We start from the raw sequence: 21,636 nt of genomic DNA, 5'->3' as shown, positions 1-21,636 counted from the left end.
GTGACGAAGAATCAACCACAGTCTCGATTGGCTGTGGATTGATTCTTTTTTTTGTTGATTTTACTTCGTGCATTTAGAGGTATAAAATGATAACATAACTACATAGATTTATTTTCAGCACATATTGTTTTGTGCTTCATAATCTGTTATAAGACTTGCTTATAAAGGGGAGATCCTGTATGAAAATAGAACGACTAAGTCACGATAAGATACGGATTTTCCTGACCTTTGACGATCTGAGCGAGCGCGGAATACAAAAAGAAGATATGTGGCAGGAGTTACCTAAGGTACATGAACTGTTCACTGAAATGATGGACCAGGCTTATTCTGAACTTGGCTTTGATGCTACAGGTCCGCTGGCTGTTGAAGTATTCGCACTTCCCGCTCAAGGGATGGTTGTCATTGTTACTCGTGGAAAATATGATCCGCAACAATATGGTTCAGGTCATGAAGATGATCTTCCTGAAGAAGTATATGAAATGGAAGTTACACTGGAGCAAAGTGATTCCATCGTATACGCATTCAAGGATTTCGAAGTTTTGATTGAGGCTGCCCATATGTTACGTCAGCATGTTACGGATGCGGGAAAACTGTATTCTTATAAAAATAAATGGTTCTTGCATTTTGAGCCAGATGACGTAGATGCTTCCAAACATGCCGCATTGATTGCTTTGCTTGCGGAGTTTGGTGAAGGTTCCTCCGTTACTCCTGCCGTGATGGAAGAGTACGGGAAAGTGGTTATGTCTGAACAAGCGGTTGAATTAATCTGCACACACTTCAAACGTCAGGATTAAACACCGGTTCTAATCGTGTTACAAGTCAGAGGAGGGAAATTCGGTGCTTTTGTTTTCGGTCTTAGTCGCAGCAGTTGCTCCGGGTCTCGCCTTGTTAACATACTTCTATCTTAAAGACCGGTATGATTATGAGCCGCTTCATATGATTTTGAGGGTATTTCTGATGGGTATACTCATTGTGCTGCCTGTGATGATTATCCAACGGGGCATGATGCTTTGGCTTGGGGATAATCCCTATCTTGAATCTATTCTAATCTCGGGCGGGGTTGAGGAGTTTGTCAAATGGTTTGTGATCTATCATATTATTTATAATCACACCGAATTTGACGAGCCTTATGACGGAATATTATATTCTGTTGCTGTATCACTGGGATTTGCCACGGTCGAAAATGTATTGTATGCAATTGCGGGCAATGCATCGGTATCGGCCATGTTTCTCAGAGCGCTTCTCCCGGTATCCGGTCATGCGATGTTTGCAGTGATTATGGGATACTATATGGGCAAGGCCAAGTTTATTGACGATGAGAAGAAAAAGCGATGGTACCTTACACTGTCTTTGGTTTTGCCGTTCTTCTGGCATGCCTTATACGATGTAATCATGAACACGATGGTGAATCATTGGTTATGGTTCATTGCACCTCTGATGGCGGGTCTGTGGTACGGAGCAGTAGGCAAGATTACACGGGCTAATAACCGTTCGCCTTTTCGTTTTGTAAAGCGCGAGGAAGAGGTTAAATTATAAAAATACGGACACACTGGTGGACATAAAGCGCGAAATGCGCCTAGACCCCGGTGTGTTTTTTTATATTGACTAAGGCGTGTCTTGAAACCTGCTGGCTTGGAACGAATATTCGGCAAATTGGCGTCCTTCAGCGTTTTCAGACACAGCCTGACCTGGGGAACGACGATATGAAACGGGGATGTCAGATGAGCAGAATCAAGATCAAAATCAGGTGCAAGCAATGTGGTGAGCGGTTTACACTGAGAGGCAGAAAGGAACGAGACCGGATTGAAACAGGGTTCAAGCAGTGTCTTTGCGATAACAAGGATCAGTTTGAGATTGAAGAAGAAGGTATGCTTACCGGGTTTCAACTGAACTAAGCGGGAATAGCTCCCAAATGGGGCTTGCTCCATGTTATTACAAGTCAAAAATCGTGCTGGCTGGAAATCGCATGCATAAGAGCTCTTTCTTCGATCCACAATAAAGGCAGTGGTTTAGAAGAAAGGAGAATCTACCGTGTATAAACGACTAAGTTCAGTAATGTTTCCGATATTTGCAGTTCTCCTGATCGGCGCGCTTGTATGGGGATACCAGGAGAATCAAGAAAAAAATGCGATACTGATCAAGGCGGAGAACCAGTATCAGCGGGCGTTTCATGATCTCTCGTTTCATATGGACAAATTGCATTCGGAGATTGGCAACACACTTGCGGTGCATTCAACCTCACAAGGTATGCATCGTAAAGGGCTCATGAATGTCTGGAGGCTCACCAGTGAAGCTCAAAATGAGATCAATCAGTTGCCTCTGACGATGCTGCCTTTTAATGATGCAGAGGAGTTTCTCTCGCGCATTTCGAAATTTGCGTATCATGCATCCATGCGTGATTTAACGAAGGAACCACTGAGTGAGAAGGAAGTAGGCAATTTAAAGACGCTGTATCAAAATTCTTCGGAAATTACGAAAAATCTGAAGGAAGTACAGCAAAAAGTGCTATCTGACCGGCTGCGCTGGATGGACGCCGAAACAGCTATGGCGACACAGGGGCAGATGAATGATAATTCAATTGTGGATGGCTTCCGTACAGTGAACAAAAAGGTGCAGGAATACCCAGAACTTGACTGGGGGCCTTCGGTATCCAATGTGTTTGCTAAACGGTCTGTCAAAAAGCTTAGCGGGCTTCCCGTATCTAAAGAACAAATTCAGGCGAAAGCAGCCAAATTTGCGGATATGGAAACCGGTCAAATTCAGGTTCAGGAGAACGGGAAAGGAACTGACTGGGAATCGTATACGGCAACTGCCGAGCATGCGAAAAACGGAAAATTGATGATGGATTTCACCCGAAATGGTGGAATGCTGATCTCGTATAGCGACACCCGACCGGTTGGAGCCAAAAAGGTTTCCAGACAAGAGGCAATGAAGCAGGCAGATCAATTTCTGGTGAATAAGGGCTACAAAAATATGCAGGCAGTCAATTATGATGAATTTGGCAATCTCGGCAACCTTACGTATGTGCGAAAACAAGGGGATACACTCATTTACCCTGAGAAGATGTCTGTGCGTGTAGGGCTGGATACAGGGAATGTAACGGGGTTCGAGGCAAGTGACTTTGTATATGAGCATAATGATAAACGCGAGATTCCAAAAGCGGGTCTTACAGCTGAGCAGGCACGTCAAAAGCTGAATCCGGACTTCAAAGAAAATTATGTGCGTAAATCGTTAATCGAGAATGAGTTTGGAAAAGAAGTGCTTTGTCATGAGTTTGGTGGCCGAATTAACGGTTCGCGCTATCGGATTTACATTAATGCGAATACCGGAATGGAAGAAGCAGTGGAAGAGATTAAGCCGGTGAACGCAACTTCCTGAGAACACTATACGTGTATTTGAAGACAGGTCACTTAGCTGGCCTGTTTTTTTTCTTGATCCATGTCAGATGTGTCATGATATAATAATGCTTGCAATTACAATGCTATAGATAAATACATAAATACATAATTGGCGGTGAACCGATTGTTTCCTAAAATAAACGAAGTGTTATATATTCAAATCGCATCGGCTGATGAAAAAGAAGAGCAAAAAGAATACAAGTCACGTATTGCAGATGCAGATGAAAACAGTTTTTTGATTGAGGTTCCGATGCAACAAAGCAACAGCCGTTTGAAGAAACTCTTTTTCGGAGAAGAACTGTCCATATCCTATATAAACGAGAGCGGAGTCCGCCATTATTTCAACACGTACGTTACGGGGTTTGAGGAGGACGTCATTCGGCTTGTTCGCATCAGAAAACCGCTGCTTGAAGAAATCTCGAAAATTCAGCGTCGCAGCTTTCTTCGTGTGCATGCCAGTCTTGAACTGGCTGTTCAGGGGGAGGATCTTACCCGTGCGGTAATGCTGACTGAAGATATCGGCGGTGGGGGCCTATCTATTTATTGCGAGCCAGCGTTTAAAATTCAGGAGGGACAGAGGCTGAAATGCTGGCTGCTGGTGCCTTATCGCAATGGTGGAATTGACCATGTTCAATTCGAGGCTGAGGTGGTTCGGATCAAAAAGCTGGAATCGGGCCGTGAGCTGGGCATGCTGAAGTTTTCGCAAATTATGGATTCGGAACGTCAGAAAGTAATAAAATTTTGCTTTGAACGTCAACTGGATTATCGCATGAAATAAAATAATACCAAATAGGGCTGCAAACAAGCATAAAGCGGGATGCTCCTGGGAAACGTAAGGCAAAAAAGGAGACGGATTCCATGAACAGACGTTTTGCTGCCCGAAGGTTTGAACGGCTCTACACCCTGTGTTCCAAACGAATGGAGCGGAGGGTGCTGCGTCTTATTTTATTTCTTATCATCCTTGCTTTCCTTTACCAGCTCTTGCTGCTTGTACCGGGCTTGAAGAAAATAATGACAACGATTGATCGGCTTGAAGGCACCCCGATTCATTTGCAAAGCACAAACAGAGATGGGGTTGGCTGATTTGTCTGTTTTTGCATCCATGTGTAGAGTGTGGTATAATTTTCACGATGACAGGCAATGCCTGTTTTTTTATTGAGGTTTATCGTTTGAGGAGGAATGCCCCGTTGGCAAGCCAGAACACATCAGAAAACGGGAAAATGAACGTTGCAATTGACGGACCTGCTGGTGCCGGAAAAAGCACGGTGGCCCGCTTGGTTGCAGAGGCGCTCGGTTACATTTATGTCGATACAGGCGCAATGTACCGTGCAGTATCCTTGCATATGCTTCGGAAAGATATTTCTCCGGAAGATATGACTCAGGTGCTTCTCGAAGCTCAGGATTTGGTTATTGATTTACAGCCAGATCGGGGTGGACAGAAAGTGTTCTGTAATGGAGAGGATGTAACCTCGGAAATCCGCTCCCGTGAAGTAACGGGAATCGTGTCTCGATATGCGCAAATCGAGGGGCTGCGTACGCAGTTAGTGGATACTCAGCGGCAAATGGCTTTGCGCAAGGGCGTCGTAATGGATGGACGCGATATCGGAACAACAGTGCTGCCCGATGCGGAAGTGAAAATTTTCATGACGGCCAGTGTGGAGGAGCGTGCACTTCGCCGCTTCAAAGAACTGGAGCCATCCGAAGGTCTGACGTTGGAGCAGTTGGAGCGAGACATTGCCACCCGTGACAAGTTGGATGAGAACAGGGAGGTTTCCCCGCTGCGTTGTGCAGAGGACGCTATCGTTCTGGATACAACGGAGATGAACATCCATGAAGTGGTTGACATAATCGTATCTTATTGCACAATGGTCAGAGGAGAGGGCGGTCTATGATTTACACGTTTTGCAAAACAGTACTGCGGATCTTGTACACCATTCTTTTTCGCCTGGAGGCAGTTGGACGGGAGAATATCCCGAAAGACGGCGGCGTACTTCTATGCTCCAATCATATCAGCAACTTTGATCCGCCAACCGTTGGCATCAAAATTCGCCGTCAAGTGAGATTTATGGCGAAAAGCGAATTGTTTGATGTTCCGGTACTTGGGCCAATTATTAAAGCTGTAGGTGCTTTCCCTGTGAAAAGAGGAGGCGTCAGCAAGGAATCCATCAAAACCTCACTTAACATTTTGCGTGGTGGCGAGGTGCTCGGCATTTTCCCTGCGGGAAGTCGTCACAATGATGGAGGAATTGGCAAAAAGGGAGCAGCGAGTTTTGCTCTCCGCAGCGGTGCTACGGTCATCCCTGCTGCTATTATCGGCAACTACAAGATTTTTCGTAAGATGAAAGTAGTATATGGAGCACCGGTTAATCTGGACGAGTTCAAGGAAGATCCATCTGGAGATGCTCTGGAGCGAGCTACCGAGAAGATTATGTCCAAAATTAATGAAATGGTGAAAACGGGCGTGCCTAGCAAATAAGGCTGTCTGTATGGAATGCATGTTTCCATATTTTTGAGGGAAGCTATATCAAGTGCATTCGCATGAAAGTGTTTTGAACTCTGCCAAGGCAGGTTTGAATATAATGGGGTTTTTGAATTGAGGAGGGTATTTGACATGTCGGAAGAAATGAAAAATCAAGAAGCAACCCAAGATGAGTTGGATCAATTCGTTTCCTTGAAAAAAGGAGATACCGTAAAAGGAACCATCGTCAAATTGGAAGATAACCAAGCTTATGTAAGCATTGGATATAAATATGACGGTGTTATTCCAATTCGCGAATTGTCCTCGCTTCACGTTGACAGCGCATCAGATGCAGTAGAAGTTGGACAAGAAGTTGAAGCTAAGGTTCTTAGCATCGACGACGAGAAAGAAAAACTCGTTCTGTCCAAGCGTGCAATTGACAGTGAGAACGCATGGGAGCAACTGCAAAAGCATTTTGAAGATCAAGATGTCTTCGAAGTTGTTGTAGGCGATGTTGTTAAAGGCGGTCTGGTTGCAGATGTGGGCGTTCGTGGATTTATTCCAGCTTCTATGGTTGAGCGTCATTTCGTTGAAGATTTCAGTGATTACAAAGGACGCACATTGCGCGTTAAAGTGAAAGAGATCGATCGTGAGAACAACAAAGTGATCCTTTCCCAAAAAGACGTTCTGGATCAAGAATTCGAAGCAAACAAAGCACAGGTTATGGCTGGTTTGCAAGAAGGTCAAGTGATCGAAGGTACTGTTCAACGTTTGACTCAATTTGGTGCATTCGTTGATGTAGGCGGAGTTGACGGTTTGGTTCACGTATCCGAGCTGGCTTGGACTCACGTTGACAAACCATCTGACGTATTGTCGGAAGGCGACAAAGTTAACGTTAAAGTGCTGAAAGTTGACCCTGAAAAAGGAAAAATCAGCCTGAGCATGAAAGCTGTACAACCAGGACCTTGGGAAACAGCTGGCGACAAATTCAACACTAGCGACATCGTAACAGGTGTTGTTAAACGTCTGGTTGACTTTGGTGCTTTCGTTGAAATCGCTCCTGGTGTTGAGGGACTTGTGCACATCTCGCAAATCTCCCACAAACACATTGGCACTCCGCATGAAGTGCTGAAAGAAGGTCAAGAGGTTCAGGTTAAAATTCTGGACATGAACCCTGCTGAACAGCGTGTAAGCCTGAGCATTAAGGAAACAGAAGAAGCTCCTGCTCAACCGCAAAAATCAGAAAGACCAGCAAGAAACAATGCGCCTCGTGAAGAAATCAACAATCCTAACGTGTCCTTGAACAATCAAGGTATGAGCACTACGCTCGGCGAACTGTTTGGCGACAAACTCAGCAAATTCAAATAAGTTATACATGCATGGTTCTTAGTTATATACTGCATATTTTGCTGACAATAAAAGCAAGATCGGCGAGCCCTAGCGGGTTCGCCGATTGTTGTTATTGCGAGATTTTTGCTACGAAACGTTAGCCAAGACATAGCTTTTTTGCTATGATGAGAAACGTAAGTATGGACAGGAGGAGTGGAATGTATGGCAAGACCAGTTGTGGCAATTGTCGGCCGACCGAATGTGGGTAAATCCACCATTTTCAATCGAATTATCGGCGACAGACTGGCCATTGTGGAAGACAAGCCGGGCATTACCCGCGACCGGATCTACGGAATCGGTGAATGGAACGGTAAAGCATTCAGCATTATTGATACAGGCGGTATCGAAATTGACGGTGAAGACGTCATAATGAAGTCCATCCGTATGCAGGCGGAACTGGCGATCGAGGAAGCGGATGTGATCGTGTTTATGTGTGATGCCAAAGCAGGCATTACACAGTCTGACGAGGAAGTTGCAGAGATGCTTTATCGCTCGGGCAAGCCGATCGTTGTAGCCGTGAACAAAGTGGATAACATTGGACGCAGTGAGCTGATTTATGAGTTCTATGGCTTCGGTTTTGGCGATCCGATTGGTGTATCCGGTAGTCACGGTACAGGCATTGGTGATTTGCTTGATGCCATTGTGGAGAAATTACCTGAACTTGAGGAAGAGACATACGATGATGATGTCATTCGTGTAGCTCTGATCGGACGACCTAATGTCGGTAAGTCTTCACTGGTAAACGCAATTTTGGGTGAGGAACGTGTTATTGTCAGCGACGTAGCTGGAACAACCCGTGATGCAATTGACACTCCTTTTGAAAAAGACGGGCAGCGTTATGTGCTGATTGATACGGCTGGTATGCGCAAGCGCGGTAAAGTATATGAAACGACGGAGAAATACAGCGTGATGCGTGCAATGCGTGCTATCGAACGTGCTGATGTTGTGCTGATTGTTATTAATGGCGAAGAAGGCATCATTGAGCAGGACAAGCATATTGCAGGTTATGCCTTTGAAGCGGGTAAAGCTTCATTGTTTGTGGTGAACAAATGGGATATCGTGGATAAAACAGATAAAACGATGAAGGAATTTGAGACGAAAATTCGGGACCACTTCCTCTTTATGACGTACGCTCCGATTGTCTTTTTGTCCGCACTGACAAAACAACGCTTACAAAAATTGCTACCTGTGGTACAGCGTGTAGCAGAACAGCATTCACTGCGGGTTCAGACACATCTGCTTAACGATGTTGTATCCGATGCTGTTGCCATTAATCCGCCACCAACGGATAAAGGGCGTAGAATGAGAATTAACTATGTGACACAGGTAGCGGTTAAACCGCCGACCATGGTTATTTTTGTGAACGACCCTGAATTGATGCACTTCTCGTACGAGCGTTATCTGGAAAACAAAATCCGTGCAGCGTTTGATTTTGAAGGCACACCAATTCGTATATTTACTCGGAGGAAGTCCGACGAAGGTTAGGGGAGAAGTTTGTGATTTTACCAATCGCTGCGATTGTGCTGAGCTATCTGCTCGGTTCAATCAGCTTTAGTGTTCTTCTTGCAAAAGCAATACGGGGGATTGATATACGTCAGCATGGTAGTGGTAATGCCGGGGCTACGAACACACTTCGTATTTTGGGTAAAGGGCCGGCTGTTGCGGTTCTGCTACTGGATGTAATCAAAGGTATTGCAGCTGTATGGATTGGCTTATGGCTGAGTGACGGTTCACCGTGGGTTGCTGCCTTCAGTGGTATTGCTGCTATTGCAGGTCACAATTGGCCGCTCTATTTTAACTTCCGTGGAGGAAAAGGCATTGCTACAGCGATCGGGGTTATGGCAAGCCTTGCCTTTTTGCCTGCTCTTTGTGCAGGTGTCATTGCGATTTTGTCGATCGTGTTGACACGTTATGTATCGCTGGGCTCTTTAATTTTCGTTGCATTAACTCCTGTTTTCATCTTGATTTTGCCCGGATATTCCATGAGTATTTTCTGGGGCAGTCTGATTATTTGTCTGTTTGCCTTCTGGAGACATCGCACCAACATTGCGAAACTTGCCAAAGGACAGGAAAATAAATTGGGATCAAAGAACCCTGGAGGGGGAAAACGCGTTGTCTAAAAAAGTTGCTGTATTGGTTGCCGGCAGTTGGGGAACAGCCCTGGCCAGTGTGCTGGCCGCAAACGAACTGGACGTGGTCATGTGGACACGCAGTGATGAACAGGCAGCTGAGATCAATACACAGCATACCAATACACGTTATCTTCCTGGTGCGGAGCTGTCTCCCCGCATTCGGGCAACCAGTGATATGGAAGCGGCTGTTGCAGGTGCAAAAGCGGTATTAATTGTTGCGCCTTCATCCGCCATGCGTGCGGTTGCCCATCAGTTCAAGCCTTTCTACAAGCCTGAGATGCTGATCATTCATGCAACGAAAGGTTTTGAGACGGAGAGTCTGAAGAGGATGTCTACTGTCATTTCGGAAGAACTGGAGTGTGAAGAGGGACGGATTGTTGTATTATCTGGTCCGAGTCACGCTGAAGAAGTGGTAAAGCGCTGTCCAACAACGGTTGTTGTGGCTGCACTTGATAAGGATTCTGCTGAGGCCGTTCAGGGATTGTTTATGAATGCCTATTTTCGCGTGTATACAAATCGGGATATGCTCGGCGTTGAACTGGCAGGAGCTTTCAAGAACATAATTGCACTCGGAGCAGGTATGTCGGATGGGCTTCAATTCGGAGATAATGCCAAGGCCGCTCTGTTAACCCGTGGTCTTGCCGAGATTACCCGTATTGGCGTTGAGATGGGGGCGAATCCATTAACCTTTGCGGGACTTGCAGGCATCGGGGATCTGGTCGTTACTGCTACAAGTCAGCACAGTCGTAACTGGAGAGCGGGTTCCATGTTAGGCCAGGGTCAGAAGCTGGACGATGTGCTGAAGTCGATGGGCATGGTTGTCGAAGGGATTCGAACCACGCAGGCCGCCTATTTTATCTCTCAGAAGTATGGGGTACAAATGCCAATTGCGGATCAATTGTACCATGTATTATTCCAGAACAGACAGCCAAGGGATGCGGTTGAAGCCTTGATGGGGCGGGACCCGAAAACCGAGATGGAGGTCATGAAGCTGGAAACCTGGGAGCAGTGGCATTCCTGAGTAGATTGTGTAGTGCTGACAGCTTGGTATGAAATGATGTAGCTTATTCACCTTTTCCGCATCAGACTCATATGATACACATGAGTATTGCCGGAGGAGGGGAGACGAATGGGCAACAACATTTCGAAAGAAGCACTGAAGGCTATTAACAAAAAAACAGGTAAAACCATCACGGAAGGTGCTGTCAAAAAGCTGGCAAGTACAGTGAAGCCAACAACGATGCAGAATGAGGCTCAGCTACGCCAATTGATCAAACAAGTATCCGCCATGGCGAAAATACCGGTATCTGAGGATACGGTTCAGGATATTGTGAGTGCAGTCAAGAAAAGCGGACTGAATCCAAGCAATATGGAATCGTTGATGAAGATGATGATAAAAAAATAATAGATGATGCCTGATAAAGGCAGTAGGTAATAGGTATAACGAAGAGTGAGTCAGCAGCTGCTGGCTTGCTTTTTGTCTTTTTATTGGAAAAATGCGCACGATTTCATGTTATAATAATTGCAATTGTCACATTGTCAGTGATGAATATCGGAATTGAAGGGGAGACTGCTGGTTTATGAGCGCTATGGACAAGATGTGGCTGTCATTGGTTGCCATCCTCATTATGGGACTATCCGTATTTTTGATTACTTTTGCTCGTGCCAAAACAAAAGGGCTCGTGCGAGGCATCCTTTCGATTATTGCATTTTTAATTATGCTTGTCGGTTTTGTTGGTGGAATCGCTTCTCTGACTTGATTTCCCTTCCGGGAGAGAGAACATCCGCATAAGCGCATCTAATGAACGGACATATGGAAAAGACGGATGAGAGGAGTGTATGCCTGTGGGGCAGAATGAAACGCTGGGCTGGACGGAGCGTTATCCGGAATTACATTTGGCATTGCTGGAGATGGCCAAAGCCTGGCACAACCAACCGCATACCTGGCTGCTGGGAGGCAGCTGCGGGTTGCTTCTTCAAGGGGTGGAGCTGAGTCAAGCACCGAGAGATATTGATGTGTATGCAGATATTGTTGCAGCTAAAGCACTGCATCACGATGCACCGGGAAGAAGACTGGACAAGCCTGTAGTAGACACAACAGGTCCATATGCCTCATTGCTCAGTCACTATCAGGTAGGTGCATGCTCATTGGAGCTGGTCGGGGGGTTTGAAGTGTGGGCCCGTGAAAGCTGGTATCGCACGCAAGTGGAGCATGTGCTCGCTCTGTATGCGCCTGAAACGAGAGTTTATGATTACCGGCTGCGACTGATGCCACTAGCACATGAACTGTTATTTAATCTTCTGCGTGGACGTGAAGATCGGTATGTGCCAATCTCTATACGAATGCGTCAGGAGCCGGAGGTTCATCAGCCTGTCATGAACGTACTAAGTCGGCATAACGTATGGACAGACCGCTTCAGATCGGAAGTGGAGGAGCTGGTAGGCTTTGCTTGGTCGGAAGAAGCCGGGGAGGAACAATGATGCAGGAAGCTGTTACATTTTTACCTATGAACAAATCCATTAAGGTCAAGCCAGGCACGACCCTGCTACATGCTGCACGCCGGGCTGGTGTCCAAATAACGACCCGTTGTGATGGGAAGGCAGCCTGTTTGATGTGTAAGGTGAGAGTGGAGCAGGGCGAATCGAAGGCTTTGCTTCCGCCCACGGATGCGGAGAAACGTAAGCTTGGACGGCTACTGGAGGAAGGAACAAGGCTTTCGTGTCAGGCTAAAGTGCGTGGTGCATTATCCGTGCATGTTCCTGAAGATCCGCTCAAGGCGGCAATACGCAAGCAGCTTGAACGGCAGCAGCAGGAGCAGGATGACGACTGGTTTGTATAATGGCAGAAGTGGAGAAGGCTTATATTGATGTGTTCGATGTTTGAGGGGGATGCAGATGATAACGAATGGAAGCAAGCCGGTGAGAGCAACAAAACGCAGGAGTCTCTTACAGCGGGTACCAGGAATGGTGCTGCTGATGCTGCTTGTTATGACAACGAGTGGCTGCTTGTATCAGGCTCAGCACGATACGGATCCCAAAACAGCGTATCGCGAAAGCGTGAACCGCATTCAGAGCGCAATGGATGCGTTTCAGAAGGATCAGGGCGTTCTCCCGATTTTGAATGCAGATGCGGATACGCCGAAATATGAAAAATTTAGAATAGATTTGTCCAAGCTTAAACAGCTTGGTTATCTTGACGACATACCGGGAACTGCTTTTGAAAATGGCGGTAGCGCTTACTTTCTGGTGCTGAATGAAGAGGTTAAACCGACAGTAAAGGTGATGGATTTACAGACAGTGCAAAAGGTGAATGATGTACAGCGTATGGTGACCCAATATCAATCCGTACATAATCAGAAATTGCCAGCAGGTGAAGAGCTGTATCCGGGATTGGTTGCGGTAGATATGAATAAGGCTGCTCAGGCGGGGGCTAGTGCTGTTACATTACATAGTGTGTACACAGGTCAGGAGCTCCCCTTTATGATGGATGCCCAAGGTACAGTCTACGTGGATTATGCTTTTGATATTATGCAGGCATTAGAGAAAGAAGAGGGTACATCTACGGACAAGCCTGCATCGGATTTGCGTGAGCATTTGCTGACTCATTCGTATTTTGTCCCTGTCAAATCACTCCCGTACTCATTGCAGAATAATATCCCTGTCGCACAGGCCGTTCAGAATCCATCATAGAATTAGAAGTTGAGAGAGGCATTCCGTGCACGACGGATGTCTCTTTTTTCTGTGCTCAAACATAGTGGCACTGGAGAGAGGGTGTCATAAACCTAAGAGCTTTCTCATACAGTAGATTGAAATAAAGACGCGCAGTCCGGGATCGGGGGATGTTCTGAATGTCACCATCATGAGATAAAAAAACAAAAAAACACGTCATATTGCCGCATACGGATACATAAGATGATACTAGTCCAATTGCATGTACGAGTTAACGCCGCTCTCGCCGGTTTCATCAGAATGCAACGTTCGGCGGCGGACGACTTCCGGGCACTCACAAAGGCGGCTCTACCGTTGCAGGGATTTCAGTCTTCTGATTGAAAAAACGAAGCGGATGCTCTTTAGCATTTTTCCTTCGGAGTAATTTAAGGAGGGGATTTCATTGGAGAAAGTGGACATTTTTAAGGACATAGCTGAGCGGACCGGAGGGGATATCTATCTCGGGGTTGTCGGCGCAGTCCGGACGGGGAAATCAACATTTATTAAACGATTCATGGAAACGATCGTATTGCCAAACATCGCAAGCGAGGCTGATCGTGCCCGTGCAGTGGATGAACTTCCACAAAGTGCAGCAGGCAAAACCATCATGACCACCGAGCCGAAATTCGTACCGAATAATGCAGTCCAGATTAAAGTGGCTGAGGGGCTGGATGTTAATGTCCGGCTGGTGGATTGTGTAGGGTACGCCGTGGAGGGCGCGAAGGGATACGAGGATGAAAATGGTCCGCGTATGATCTCCACGCCGTGGTTTGAAGAGCCGATTCCATTTCAGGAGGCGGCCGAGATTGGTACTCGTAAAGTGATACAGGAGCACTCGACGCTTGGGGTTGTCGTTACAACAGACGGTACAATTGCCGAGATTGCCCGCAGCTCCTATGTGGAGTCTGAAGAACGTGTCATCGCTGAGCTGAAGGAAGTGGGCAAACCGTTTGTGCTCATTATCAACTCCACTCGTCCGCGCAGTGAGGAAGCACTTCAGCTTCGGAGCGAGCTGGCTGCGAAATACGACATTCCGGTCATGACACTGAGCGCGGCTACCATGACAGAAGATGATGTGACAGGTGTACTTCGTGAAGTATTGTATGAGTTCCCTGTGCATGAGGTGAATGTCAACCTGCCGAGCTGGGTGATGGTGCTGAACGATACACACTGGCTTCGCAGCAATTATGAAAATTCGGTGCGGGATACCGTAAAGGATATTCGCAGACTGCGTGACGTGGATCGGGTTGTCTCACAGTTTATGGAATATGAGTTCATTGACCGTGCGGGCCTGAGTGGGATGAATATGGGGCAGGGTGTAGCCGAGATTGATCTCTATGCGCCAGATGAACTGTATGACCAGATTCTCGTGGAAGTTGTCGGCATCGAGATTCGGGGCAAGGATCATCTGCTGCAGCTGATGCAGGAGTTCTCTCATGCGAAAAGGGAGTATGACCGCTTTGCGGAGGCGCTGGAGATGGTCAAAACGACGGGCTACGGCATCGCTGCTCCTTCTCTTGCCGAGATGGCACTGGATGAACCTGAGCTGATTCGTCAGGGCACCAAATTTGGTGTTCGTCTGAAAGCAACGGCACCGTCTATTCATATGATTCGTGTAGATGTGGAGTCAGAGTTTGCACCGATTATCGGAACAGAGAAGCAAAGTGAGGAACTGGTCAGATACCTGATGCAGGACTTTGAGAACGATCCGATCAAGGTATGGGATTCAGATATGTTTGGCCGTTCACTGCACTCCATTGTACGTGAAGGCATTCAAGGCAAAATTGCCATGATGCCGGACAACGCCAGATATAAATTGCAAGAGACGCTGGGACGGATTATTAACGAAGGCTCAGGCGGTTTGATCGCCATCATACTTTAGTTTTCCAAAAGACCGTGAGGCATGACCTCATGGTCTTTTTCTGTCTGTTTTTTTCTTAATACTGGATGAACTGGATGAAGAGATGAATTGTTTTCAAAAAACTTAGTGAGTTTCAGCTTTAAATCATTAAAACCTATTTACATACTGGGGATTAGTCGTTATATTAATATTCAACGATTGTGATTGAAGTCACAGAGAGCGAAAACAGGGGGAGACTGACATGAGAAAAACAAATTCGAAATGGTTATGGCTGAGCGTATTACTGGTATTTACATTGGCATTATCCGCATGCGGAATTAAAAAGGAGCCCGCAGCATCTCAGGCATCCGGCGCCGCAGGGGAAACACCCAAGACTGAAGCTGTGACAGGGCCTTTAAGCGGTAAACGGGTGGCGCTGATCATGGAGTTTAATACAGGAACTTTTTCACAACAGTATGTGCAAGGGGTCAAAGAGGAAATTGCCAAATTCGGTGGTGAACTTACCACTTTTGTGGCAGATAACGATAAAGCAAAAATGGTATCTTTGCTCGACAGTGCCATTAATCAAAAATTCGATGTTATTCTGACGGATCACGGTGATTCGCTACTGGAGCCAGGTGTAAAAAAAGCGGTTGAGCAAAAGATTCCTGTTGTTGTATTTGATGCAGCAATTAGCGTGCCAGGAGCAACCGTGTTATCGCAGAATGACCAGAAAATGGCCGAGCTTACGCTGGAGCAGATGAAAAAAGATATTAATGGCAAAGGTAATATCGTCAAAGTATGGGTGGCGGGTTTTGCGCCAATGGAACGTCGTCAGCTTGCTTACGGTGCATTCCTGAAAGCCAACCCGGAGATCAAGGAAATTGCGGCATTTGGTTCCGCTCAGAACCCGGCACTGGATACTCAAGCGAAAATGGAAGCGATTCTGAAGCAATATCCAAAGGGTGAAATTACAGCGGTATGGGCTGCCTGGGATGAATTTGCCAAAGGTGCCGCACGTGCCATTCAACAAGCGGGCCGTGACGAAATCAAGGTATATGGCATTGATATGAGTGACGAGGATTTGCAAATGATTCAGGACCCGAAAAATCCTTGGGTCGCTTCCGCAGCTGTTGATCCAACCGACATTGGACGTGTACAGGTACGTTATGCATACCAGAAGCTGAATGGAGACCAGACTGAAGATTCCGTGGTGCTTAACCCGGTGTATGTACAGCGTGAGGCTTTGCCTGACAAACAAATCTCGACGTCAGAGCTGTCTCAATATGTCGAAGGTTGGGGTGGCAGTACACAGGGGATCAAGGACTGGATGAGCGAATACGGCATTACTGCGAAGTAAGCTGCGTTATGGGCGCGCCTCAAGGTGCGCTTTTTTAATACAGAGGAATTACAGCAGATGGGAGGCATCATCATGACAAAGGACCCGATATCGCTGGATATGGAGCATATTTCTAAACAGTTTTCTGGCATACCGGCGTTGAAGGACGTACGTTTCTCCGTCATAGGCGGTGAGATTCATGCGCTGCTTGGAGCTAACGGGGCTGGAAAAAGCACGTTGATGAAAATATTGTCGGGGGCGTATCAACTGGATGAGGGGACCATTCGTTTGAATGGTTACAAGCTCCAGCTTGGCTCACCGCGAGAAGCGAAGGCCAGTGCCATTCACTGTGTATATCAGGAGGTGGATGCTGCTTTAGTTCCACAGCTCACTGCTGCCGAGAACATCATGCTTGATCAATTGGCTTCCGCTGACGGTGGCTGGTGGAAAAGCCCGAGAGCGCTGCAGCAGCGTGCCAGGGAAGCATTGCAGCAGCTAGGTGCTGACAGCATAAACATTCATCGGAAGGTCTCTGATCTTACACTGGCCGAAAAGCAGATGATTCTGCTTGCGCGTATTCTGATTCAGGATGCCAAGGTTATTATTTTTGATGAGCCGACAGCGCCCTTGAGTCAGGAGGAGACCGATGCTTTTTTTCGCATCGTACATCTGTTAAAGGCTCGCGGGGTAGCCTGTATCTTTATTACGCATCGCCTTGCAGAAGTCACGAGTCATTGTGATCGGGTTACCGTCATGAGGGATGGTAGCCATGTTTTTACAGGCGAAACGAGCGGACTGACGATAAATGATCTGGTTACACAAATGCTGGGCAAGCCGTTTGAGGAGGAGTTCCCGAAGATCGAAGCGCCGATAGGTGAATTGCTGCTGGAAGCGCGTGGTCTGCGCAGGGGGGGCAAGGTCAAGGGAGTTGATCTTGAGGTGCATCGGGGTGAAGTGCTTGCGGTTGTAGGGCTTGTAGGTGCGGGTAAGACGGAATGCTCCCGCCTGTTAATTGGTGCAGACTCGCTGGAGGCAGGGGAGATTCGACTGCAGAATCGTTCTGTGCGCCTGTCCCAGCCCGCAGATGCTGCTGCTCTGGGTATTGTTTCTGTGCCGGAGGAACGACGTAAGCAAGGCATTTTGATTCAGGAAAATGTGGAACGAAATCTGAGTCTTCCGTTGCTTACTCGCCTTAGCACATTTGGATTTGTTAATCGCAGGCGGGAGCGCCAGCTTGCAGATTCACTGGTGAACCAGCTGGGCATTAAAGCCTCTTCTGTGAAGCAGGAAGTAAAGTATCTGAGCGGTGGGAATCAGCAGAAGGTAGCAATCGGCAAATGGCTGGAAACCGGAGCGGATGTATTTATTTTCGACGAGCCTACAAAAGGTGTGGATATTGGGGCGAAAAGTGACATTTTTCGTATCATCAACGAACTTGCTCTGGCAGGCAAAGCGGTTATTTATTTCACCTGTGAATTGGATGAAGGACTGGGGATTGGAGACCGTATTGCGGTGATGTGTGAAGGAGTTATTGTGAAGGAGTTCAAACGTGGCGAGACAAGCCAAGAACAGCTGCTTTATTATGCAAGCGGTGGACAAGAGGTGGAAGCATGAAGGATAAATCAATGGATTTTGCGTTTCGTTACGGCGCAATTATTGTCATTATAGGGGTTATCGCATTTTTTGGAATCAAGCTGCCTTATTTCTTCACTTACAGTAACCTGACGGATATTTTGGGTTCGATCTCGATTGTTACCTTTGTGGCGATTGGTGTGACGTTGTCCCTCATCGTGGATGGCTTTGATCTCTCCGTCGGAGCGACCGTGTCTCTGACAACGGTAGTTACGGCATCACTGATGATCTGGTACCAACAGCCGCTTGCGGTTGTGATTATTGTGCCGTTAGTTATTGGAGCTGTCATTGGTCTGCTGAATGCGCTGCTTATCGTTAAACTGCGTATTCCCGATCTGTTAGCCACACTGGCCACGATGTACATCATCGGGGGGATTCACAAAACCTATGCTCAAGGGTATACGATCTACAATCATATGCAGTTCCCGGATGGAAGCAAGGCTGCCGGAGAGATGGACCCGACGTTTCTGTTGATTGGACAGGGAAAATGGTTAGGCATGCCGATCTCGGTTATTTTGTTGCTGATTACGGTTGCTGCTGTTCATATCTTTTTGACGTACACCAAATACGGTCGACAGATGTATATTACAGGCGGTAACGAGGAGGCGGCAAGACTCTCTGGAATCAAGGTGAAAAAGGTGCGTACCCTTGCCTATGTAGCAGCAGGCATATTTGCGGCAATCGGGGGTATCATTTACGCGTCGAAGGTCGGGTCTGGTCAGATTGATGCAGGTTCTCCATTGTTAATGGAATCGGTTGCGGCTGTGTTTGTAGGCTTCTCTGTCTTTGGCGCAGGGAAACCGAATGTCATCGGCACGTTTATTGGTTCGGTTCTGATTGGCGTGCTGGTCAACGGTTTGACGATGATGAATGTACAGTATTTTACACATGATATCGTCAAAGGTGGAGTGTTAGTTCTCGCTTTGGCGGTTACATTTTATGTTTTAAACCGCAGTCGCACTTGAAATTGTGTGCTGTCTGTATTAGTATAAAATTTGTTCGACGCCAGAAACACCCGTTGTTTCAGGCGGCATTTTGCTGGAAATGACTGTCTACCGAAGAAGGAGATTCATGTTCATCGCTCAGGATGTCCGACGTTTTTTTGCGTATGAACGTATATTTTCCTATAAAACGGAAACACAGTATAACATTCAGGACATTGATTCAGGAGGTGAAAAACAAATGAACAAATCAGACTTGATTACTCATGTATCCGAAGCTACTGAATTGTCCAAAAAGGATGTGACGAAAGCGGTTGATGCCGTATTCGAAGCAATCTCTGAGGCTCTTCAAAACGGAGACAAGGTACAATTGGTTGGTTTTGGGAACTTCGAAGTTCGCGAGCGCTCTGCACGTAAAGGACGCAACCCGCAAACAGGTGAAGAAATCGAAATTCCTGCGAGCAAAATTCCTGCGTTCAAACCAGGTAAAGCGCTCAAAGACGGAATTAAATAAGATTTCTACATATTCCATATGTCAACAAAAAGACCGTGACTTGTTCACGGCCTTTTCTTTTGCCTATAGAGCCATAGAGCTAGCCTATACACGGGGGATTATAATATGCTCCTGCTCCGCGTCCTTGATTTCATCCAAAAGCTCCGGCTGGCCACTGTAGGCGATTAATACCAGTTCCTTGCCGATAACAGTGGATAGGTGCTGTTCCATCTCCTGAATACGGTGCACATGCTCGTCTGTAAGTACGGCTGGAGTGTATTTCATGTTGATCTCCTTTCCTGGCTGTTCTGTTATAGTATGACCCGGAAATGAGCGATTCTTGCGCTATATTTCCTCTTGCAGGCTGGTTGACAAATGGAGCAATCTTGATCATCATTAACGCTGAGGATAATAGAAAAGGAGACGTGCGCGATGGATCACTCTACGGGCAACGACTATATCGTAATTAAAGCAGAAGAAAACGGTGTTCAAGTGATTGGACTAACTCGCGGACAGGATACACGTTTTCATCATACCGAGAAGCTGGACAAGGGCGAAGTGATGATTGCCCAGTTCACAACACACACCTCTGCTATTAAAATTCGCGGGAAAGCAACGCTGATTACCAAGCATGGGGAGATTGAATCGGAATAATCAAGAGAATGCGAACGAAATCAAAATTGCAGGCATAGCCTGCTTTTTTTCATTGTACAATGAGGTATGAGCCTTTATCGGACAGACTACACTAACAGGTAAAGGCAAGGAGGCGCGTATGAAACCGGGAATGATTGTGACTGCATCAATGCTGACAACGATTGCCGCGGTCATTTTGCTCGTGTCCCTTCAGAGCCTGCATACACGTACATGGGGCGGGGAAAAGGCAGAGCCTGTTACAGCTTCTCACCAGACGGTCGAGCTGACGAATGACAATCTGGTGGATGTGCTAAGTGCTCTGCATATGTCAACGCCAATTGCCAGAGTGGAATGGAAGCAGTCCATTCTAACGATTGATCTTAAAGTGAAGGATACGGATACAACGTATACTGAAATCTATGAAAATATGGCTGCTGTAGCCGATCTGAGTTTCCGCCGTCTCGAAAATGTGGAGCAGGTGTTGCTTCGTGTCATGGCCGAGGATGAATGGATGCATAGGCGTCATCTTCTGCTTGCTGCCGACATTCGGCGGGGGGAGTGGCCGATGTATGCAATTGACATGCTTCGCACCTGGAAAAGCGCAGTTTTTTCGGAGGAATTAAAAGACTGGTTCCATCTGATGCAGACGGAACTGTGGAAGAAACAGTTTGAAATGACAAGCCAGGGGTAATCAAATAGCAGGATTCAGTGCGTGTCCGAAAAACATATGCTATAATATATAAGATTGTAGTGCATAAATGGTATGACAAAGCAAAGCCTCGGAGGATGAAAATGAATTCATATCGCGTACCCCAACTAGCAAAGAAATATACGGATTACGACATGATTCGACAACATACGGAAATCCCGTCATTTCCGGATAGCCGGGCGCGTCTGTTACAGGTATTTGTGGGCCGTACAGACGAGAAGGTGCATCATGAATTATATTCGCTTGCAACATCGCTCGTTCAGTTGGCTATGGATACGCATGATCGAATTGATACGATATCCGGCGATCGGAGAGAACAGGAGATGCGTTCACGTCAGTTGAATGTGCTCGCTGGAGATTATCTGAGTAGCCGTTTCTATCAATTGTTAGCCCATGCCGGCAAAATTGAGATGATCGGCAAGTTAAGCGGCGCTGTTGCTGAAGTGAACGCACGCAAGATGACGCTGTATGAACGGATGAAAAAACTGCTCGTTTCGGCTGATGAATATTTGCGTGAAACGGTACAGCTGAGGATGCAGCTGTTTCTTTCATTTTCAGATATGATCCGTAATGAAGAAAAGTCTTTATGGAACAGCTTATTAACTGAATTTAGCACCTGTGAGACGATTGCAGATGAGTTGAACCTTATGCGTGATGAGCAGAAGCATATTTACAGTTATGCATTCTGGCATATGTATGAGAAGGGCAATGATGCAGAGCGTGACGATCTGCGTCAGATGCGGATTAGCGTGCGAGCATGGGATGTTATGGTGCTAAAATACAGTGTCAGTGAGGTTTTGCTGGACAAGCTTCGCGAGTCTGTACAGCGTATTCAGCTCTTGCTTCAGGATGAGCAGGGGCTGCGCCAAGGTCTACATGAGTTCGATGCAATTCTTGATCCTTATCTGTCTTATGTGAAGAATTCACATGTGGCAGTCAGGGAAGATTGAGGGGGAGACAGACG

Annotated in this window: 26 protein-coding genes; 25 read left to right on the top strand and 1 reads right to left on the bottom strand. The window is 46.7% G+C overall.

The annotated features are described in order from the left end of the window. The first annotated feature begins 179 nt into the window (after positions 1-179). From DFQ00_RS03895 to DFQ00_RS03790, 22 genes are all read left to right on the top strand, one after another. A complete protein-coding gene (locus DFQ00_RS03895) occupies positions 180-794 on the top strand; it encodes a genetic competence negative regulator (RefSeq protein WP_110894370.1) in 615 nt (204 codons plus the stop codon). A gap of 43 nt (positions 795-837) precedes the next feature. Then, positions 838-1,536 carry a glutamic-type intramembrane protease PrsW gene (gene prsW, locus DFQ00_RS03890; protein WP_110894368.1) on the top strand — a complete coding sequence of 233 codons (699 nt, stop codon included), beginning with the start codon at positions 838-840 and terminating at the stop codon, positions 1,534-1,536. Positions 1,537-1,721: 185 nt separating this feature from the next. Continuing rightward, positions 1,722-1,895 (top strand): hypothetical protein, encoded by a 174-nt coding sequence (locus DFQ00_RS28975; protein ID WP_167433586.1) that lies wholly within the window; start codon positions 1,722-1,724, stop codon positions 1,893-1,895. A gap of 136 nt (positions 1,896-2,031) precedes the next feature. Further along, positions 2,032-3,378, top strand: coding sequence for a germination protein YpeB (ypeB, locus tag DFQ00_RS03880; protein ID WP_110894364.1), 1,347 nt, complete (start codon positions 2,032-2,034; stop codon positions 3,376-3,378). A gap of 144 nt (positions 3,379-3,522) precedes the next feature. Further along, positions 3,523-4,176: a flagellar brake protein gene (locus DFQ00_RS03875; RefSeq protein WP_110894362.1), complete on the top strand. Its 654-nt coding sequence runs from the start codon at positions 3,523-3,525 to the stop codon at positions 4,174-4,176. 80 nt (positions 4,177-4,256) lie between these two features. Next, positions 4,257-4,481 (top strand): hypothetical protein, encoded by a 225-nt coding sequence (locus DFQ00_RS03870; protein WP_110894360.1) that lies wholly within the window; start codon positions 4,257-4,259, stop codon positions 4,479-4,481. A gap of 104 nt (positions 4,482-4,585) precedes the next feature. Further along, positions 4,586-5,290, top strand: a complete 705-nt coding sequence (gene cmk, locus DFQ00_RS03865) for a (d)CMP kinase (RefSeq protein ID WP_110894358.1) — start codon at positions 4,586-4,588, stop codon at positions 5,288-5,290. Continuing rightward, entirely contained in the window at positions 5,287-5,874 is a 588-nt protein-coding gene (locus tag DFQ00_RS03860) for a lysophospholipid acyltransferase family protein (protein ID WP_110894356.1), read from the top strand. The genes cmk and DFQ00_RS03860 overlap by 4 nt, the downstream gene beginning before the upstream one ends. Positions 5,875-6,009: 135 nt before the next feature. After that, a complete protein-coding gene (rpsA, locus tag DFQ00_RS03855; RefSeq protein WP_110894354.1) occupies positions 6,010-7,224 on the top strand; it encodes a 30S ribosomal protein S1 in 1,215 nt (404 codons plus the stop codon). A gap of 183 nt (positions 7,225-7,407) precedes the next feature. After that, entirely contained in the window at positions 7,408-8,730 is a 1,323-nt protein-coding gene (gene der, locus DFQ00_RS03850; protein WP_110894352.1) for a ribosome biogenesis GTPase Der, read from the top strand. Between the two features lie 11 nt (positions 8,731-8,741). Continuing rightward, the gene (gene plsY, locus DFQ00_RS03845) at positions 8,742-9,365 is read left to right on the top strand and encodes a glycerol-3-phosphate 1-O-acyltransferase PlsY (protein WP_110894350.1); all 624 of its coding nucleotides are present in this window, start codon (positions 8,742-8,744) and stop codon (positions 9,363-9,365) included. After that, positions 9,358-10,398 (top strand): NAD(P)H-dependent glycerol-3-phosphate dehydrogenase, encoded by a 1,041-nt coding sequence (locus DFQ00_RS03840; RefSeq protein WP_110894349.1) that lies wholly within the window; start codon positions 9,358-9,360, stop codon positions 10,396-10,398. The genes plsY and DFQ00_RS03840 overlap by 8 nt, the downstream gene beginning before the upstream one ends. Before the next feature lie 108 nt (positions 10,399-10,506). Continuing rightward, a complete protein-coding gene (locus tag DFQ00_RS03835; RefSeq protein ID WP_090917250.1) occupies positions 10,507-10,782 on the top strand; it encodes a stage VI sporulation protein F in 276 nt (91 codons plus the stop codon). 175 nt (positions 10,783-10,957) lie between these two features. After that, complete coding sequence (locus DFQ00_RS03830) at positions 10,958-11,137, top strand: DUF2768 family protein (RefSeq protein WP_110894347.1); 180 nt, start codon at positions 10,958-10,960, stop codon at positions 11,135-11,137. Positions 11,138-11,222: 85 nt separating this feature from the next. Further along, positions 11,223-11,858 (top strand): hypothetical protein, encoded by a 636-nt coding sequence (locus tag DFQ00_RS03825; protein WP_110894345.1) that lies wholly within the window; start codon positions 11,223-11,225, stop codon positions 11,856-11,858. Beyond that, complete coding sequence (locus DFQ00_RS03820) at positions 11,858-12,217, top strand: 2Fe-2S iron-sulfur cluster-binding protein (RefSeq protein ID WP_110894343.1); 360 nt, start codon at positions 11,858-11,860, stop codon at positions 12,215-12,217. The genes DFQ00_RS03825 and DFQ00_RS03820 overlap by 1 nt, the downstream gene beginning before the upstream one ends. Positions 12,218-12,272: 55 nt before the next feature. Beyond that, entirely contained in the window at positions 12,273-13,067 is a 795-nt protein-coding gene (locus DFQ00_RS03815) for a hypothetical protein (RefSeq protein ID WP_110894341.1), read from the top strand. Between the two features lie 421 nt (positions 13,068-13,488). After that, positions 13,489-14,967 (top strand): stage IV sporulation protein A, encoded by a 1,479-nt coding sequence (gene spoIVA, locus DFQ00_RS03810; RefSeq protein ID WP_110894339.1) that lies wholly within the window; start codon positions 13,489-13,491, stop codon positions 14,965-14,967. Positions 14,968-15,187: 220 nt separating this feature from the next. Beyond that, positions 15,188-16,285 carry a sugar ABC transporter substrate-binding protein gene (locus DFQ00_RS03805; RefSeq protein ID WP_110894337.1) on the top strand — a complete coding sequence of 366 codons (1,098 nt, stop codon included), beginning with the start codon at positions 15,188-15,190 and terminating at the stop codon, positions 16,283-16,285. Positions 16,286-16,357: 72 nt separating this feature from the next. Beyond that, on the top strand, positions 16,358-17,878 hold the full coding sequence (locus DFQ00_RS03800; protein WP_110894335.1) for a sugar ABC transporter ATP-binding protein: 1,521 nt from the start codon (positions 16,358-16,360) through the stop codon (positions 17,876-17,878). Next, the gene (locus DFQ00_RS03795) at positions 17,875-18,861 is read left to right on the top strand and encodes an ABC transporter permease (RefSeq protein ID WP_110894333.1); all 987 of its coding nucleotides are present in this window, start codon (positions 17,875-17,877) and stop codon (positions 18,859-18,861) included. The genes DFQ00_RS03800 and DFQ00_RS03795 overlap by 4 nt, the downstream gene beginning before the upstream one ends. A 217-nt stretch (positions 18,862-19,078) precedes the next feature. Next, a complete protein-coding gene (locus DFQ00_RS03790; protein WP_090917341.1) occupies positions 19,079-19,351 on the top strand; it encodes an HU family DNA-binding protein in 273 nt (90 codons plus the stop codon). Between the two features lie 84 nt (positions 19,352-19,435). On the opposite strand, the gene DFQ00_RS03785 is transcribed toward DFQ00_RS03790, so the two are convergent. Continuing rightward, positions 19,436-19,615, bottom strand: a complete 180-nt coding sequence (locus tag DFQ00_RS03785; RefSeq protein WP_110894331.1) for a hypothetical protein — start codon at positions 19,613-19,615, stop codon at positions 19,436-19,438. A gap of 147 nt (positions 19,616-19,762) precedes the next feature. Here DFQ00_RS03785 and mtrB point away from each other — a divergent pair, with 147 nt between their 5' ends. From mtrB to DFQ00_RS03770, 3 genes are all read left to right on the top strand, one after another. Then, positions 19,763-19,984 (top strand): trp RNA-binding attenuation protein MtrB, encoded by a 222-nt coding sequence (mtrB, locus tag DFQ00_RS03780; RefSeq protein WP_110894329.1) that lies wholly within the window; start codon positions 19,763-19,765, stop codon positions 19,982-19,984. Between the two features lie 118 nt (positions 19,985-20,102). Continuing rightward, positions 20,103-20,654, top strand: coding sequence for a hypothetical protein (locus DFQ00_RS03775; protein ID WP_110894326.1), 552 nt, complete (start codon positions 20,103-20,105; stop codon positions 20,652-20,654). 101 nt (positions 20,655-20,755) lie between these two features. After that, positions 20,756-21,622: a heptaprenyl diphosphate synthase component 1 gene (locus DFQ00_RS03770; RefSeq protein ID WP_110894324.1), complete on the top strand. Its 867-nt coding sequence runs from the start codon at positions 20,756-20,758 to the stop codon at positions 21,620-21,622. Positions 21,623-21,636: the final 14 nt, after the last annotated feature.

This window comes from Paenibacillus barcinonensis (assembly GCF_003217495.1).
GTDB classification, from domain to species: Bacteria; Bacillota; Bacilli; order Paenibacillales; family Paenibacillaceae; genus Paenibacillus; species Paenibacillus barcinonensis.
This window is presented reverse-complemented; position numbering and strand designations above follow the sequence as displayed.